Source organism: Pseudoflavonifractor intestinihominis, assembly GCF_040096055.1.
Lineage (GTDB): Bacteria > Bacillota > Clostridia > Oscillospirales > Oscillospiraceae > Pseudoflavonifractor > Pseudoflavonifractor intestinihominis.
Genome location: NZ_JBBMFK010000052.1, coordinates 1 through 2,637, shown reverse-complemented (window position 1 = coordinate 2,637; position 2,637 = coordinate 1). Strand labels below are relative to the sequence as shown.

Below are 2,637 nucleotides of genomic sequence, written 5' to 3'. Positions count from 1 at the left end.
TGTTTTCGGTAAAATGAAAATGTAGCAAATGGTACTCAAAAAGTGAGCACCCCAATGGCAAATAAAAAGAGCCATTGTCAGCACCTGAAATAAACGCTACCCTTTAGGTGGGATAACCATAAGGGGGTAGCAGAAAGGTGTTACGAATGGCTCAAATCAAGTATATCAAAGACCTCTACGAAAATGAAGAGGCAAGTTTGCGGGAAATATGCCGCATAACCGGCCACAGCTTTGAGACTGTCCGCAAGTACGCCTACCAGGAAAACTGGAGCGAGGACAATCTGCCGGATATTGAGCCACAGAGCTATCCGGTGCTGCAAGACTTCATCCCCATCATTGATAAATGGCTGGAGGAGGACCGAAAGGCCCCCAGGAAACAGCGCCATACAGTAATGCGGATTTACCACCGCCTGTGTGATGAGCATGGGTTTACTGGCTGCTATTCCACCGTGAAGAAGTATGTCCGCAAGAAAAAATATGTCATGAAAACTCTGAGTGCCGGTTATCTCCCTCTGGAGCACCCCAAAGGCTGGGGACAGGTGGACTTTGGCCTTGCGGAAGGCGAATGGGCCGCTACCGGAGAACGCTTTCCGTTCTATGCGCTGACGATCTCATTCCCCGGCTCTAACAACGGAGTAACGCAAGCGTTCCCGTCTCAAAACCAAGAGTGCCTGCTGGAAGGCATGAAGCGGATTTTTGAGCACATTGGCGGCGTCCCTCCCAGGCTGCGGTTTGACAACATGACCACGGCGGTTGCTCAGGTACTAAAAGATGGTGAGCGTGTCCTTACGGATGGCTTTACCCGCTTTATGCTCCACTACCGTTTCCAAGCTGATTTTTGCAATCCGGCTTCCGGCAACGAAAAAGGCAATGTAGAGAACAAGGTTGGTTACAGCCGCCGCAATGCGTTTGTCCCGGTCCCAGTCATTACCTCGTTTGAGGAATTTAATGAACAGCTCTTGGAGTGGTGCGAAAAGGACGCTGACCGGCTCCACTACAAGCACAAGGTTCCCATCCGGGAACTTTGGGAAGAGGACAAGGCGGCACTTTTAGAGCTGCCGCAGTATCCCTTCTCTGTGTTCCGCTACACGACGCTTACCGTGAGTAAAACAGGCTTTGCAACGATTGAGACGAATAAATACGGGCTATCTCCCATGCTGGCCGGCGAAAAAGTACAGGCCAAAATCTTCTATGACCATGTAGCGTTTTACCACGACCACAGACCGGTTGGACGCTTTCCCAGAAGCTACAAAACCAATGATGAGGTCTACGACTGGACGCAGTATGTGTCCACCCTCTGCAAAAAGCCAGGAGCGATTGAGCATACCAGTTTCTTCCACCAAATGCCGCAACGGTGGCAGGATTATCTTGCTTCCACCAAGGGAAAAGAGCGGAAGAGCGCCCTGCAACTTCTCAGCGAAATCGTTGCTGACGGAAACTCTGAGTTCTGTGATGATGCTCTGGAAATGGCAGCCGCCAATGGCCGGGCCGATGTGGACAGCCTGCGGCAGTGTTATTACATGATTGCCAAGAAGGAGTACCGCCCAGATCCGCTTAAACTCTCCGGAGCCCCATTGCTGAACTACAATCCAAACCTCTCAGCCTATGATGGCCTGATGGGAGGTGAGGCTCATGGCTGAACAGATTGAACAGCTCATGCGGCAAGTGAAGCTGGGCGGCATGGCGAAAGGCTGGCGGAGCGTCCCCTACGAAAATACCGAGCAGTATGTGACCGATCTCTTGACACTGGAATTGCAGGAACGAGAAACCAACCGGATTAACCGCATGGTAAAGACGGCTGGTTTCCGGGTGATGAAGACACTGGATGATTTTGTGTGGAACTCCGCCATTGAACTTCCTGGCGGCTTGCCACAGGAATACATGACCGACCTCCAGTTCCTTGCCCCAAAAGAGAACCTGATTTTTATGGGGAGCGTTGGGACGGGAAAGACCCATCTGGCTACGGCTATTGCTTTGAAAGCCTGCCAGGAGGGGCGGCGTGTCCGTTTCTTTACTGCGGCTGAGCTGGCAAACATACTGCTGGAAAAGAACACCAAGGGAACCTTGAACAATTACCTGGGTACGCTGAAAAAGGTAGAGCTTGTTGTGATTGACGAGATTGGTTTCGTCCCTCTGCACAAGGACGCCGCTGAACTGCTGTTCCAAGTGATTTCCGATTGCTACGAGCGCAAGAGCCTGATTATTACTTCAAACCTGGAGTTCTCTCAGTGGAACACTGTCTTTGGGGACAACCGCCTGACTGCGGCGCTCGTTGACCGGCTTATCCACCACAGCCATATTGTGATTTTCTCTGGGGAAAGCTACCGGCTTACCCAGTCCCTAAACCGCCAGAGGGCATACACTTAGGGTACTCAAAATTAGTGCAAAAGGGCTTTGGGCACCGATGTGAGCACTTGGCCCCTATTGGCACCGATGCGAGCGTTTGGCCTCCGGGGGACCGATGTGAGCATTAGGCCCCCAGGGCACTCACTCTTGCAAAAGGCCCTCATCTTTCCGGGTACTCAAAAGGTGAGCATTTGGTACTTGGGAAAAACATTGCTCACGACATGAAATCTGGTGCTGAAGGTGCTCACTTTTTTGGGGCCCTTTTGCTCACATTTTCGTTTGACAAACACA

Annotated in this window: 2 protein-coding genes; both read left to right on the top strand. The window is 51.6% G+C overall.

All coding sequences use genetic code 11. The features are described from left to right. The first annotated feature begins 146 nt into the window (after positions 1–146). The gene (istA, locus tag WMO64_RS16930; protein WP_349232753.1) at positions 147–1,640 is read left to right on the top strand and encodes an IS21 family transposase; all 1,494 of its coding nucleotides are present in this window, start codon (positions 147–149) and stop codon (positions 1,638–1,640) included. Next, entirely contained in the window at positions 1,633–2,367 is a 735-nt protein-coding gene (istB, locus tag WMO64_RS16925; RefSeq protein WP_016146601.1) for an IS21-like element helper ATPase IstB, read from the top strand. Before istA ends, istB begins: the two co-directional genes overlap by 8 nt. Positions 2,368–2,637: the final 270 nt, after the last annotated feature.

Excerpts from the sequence above, each read along its gene's own strand:
- istA (WP_349232753.1), top strand. The coding sequence starts at position 147 with ATGGCTCAAATCAAGTATATCAAAGACCTCTACGAAAATGAAGAGGCA.
- istB (WP_016146601.1), top strand. The coding sequence starts at position 1,633 with ATGGCTGAACAGATTGAACAGCTCATGCGGCAAGTGAAGCTGGGCGGC.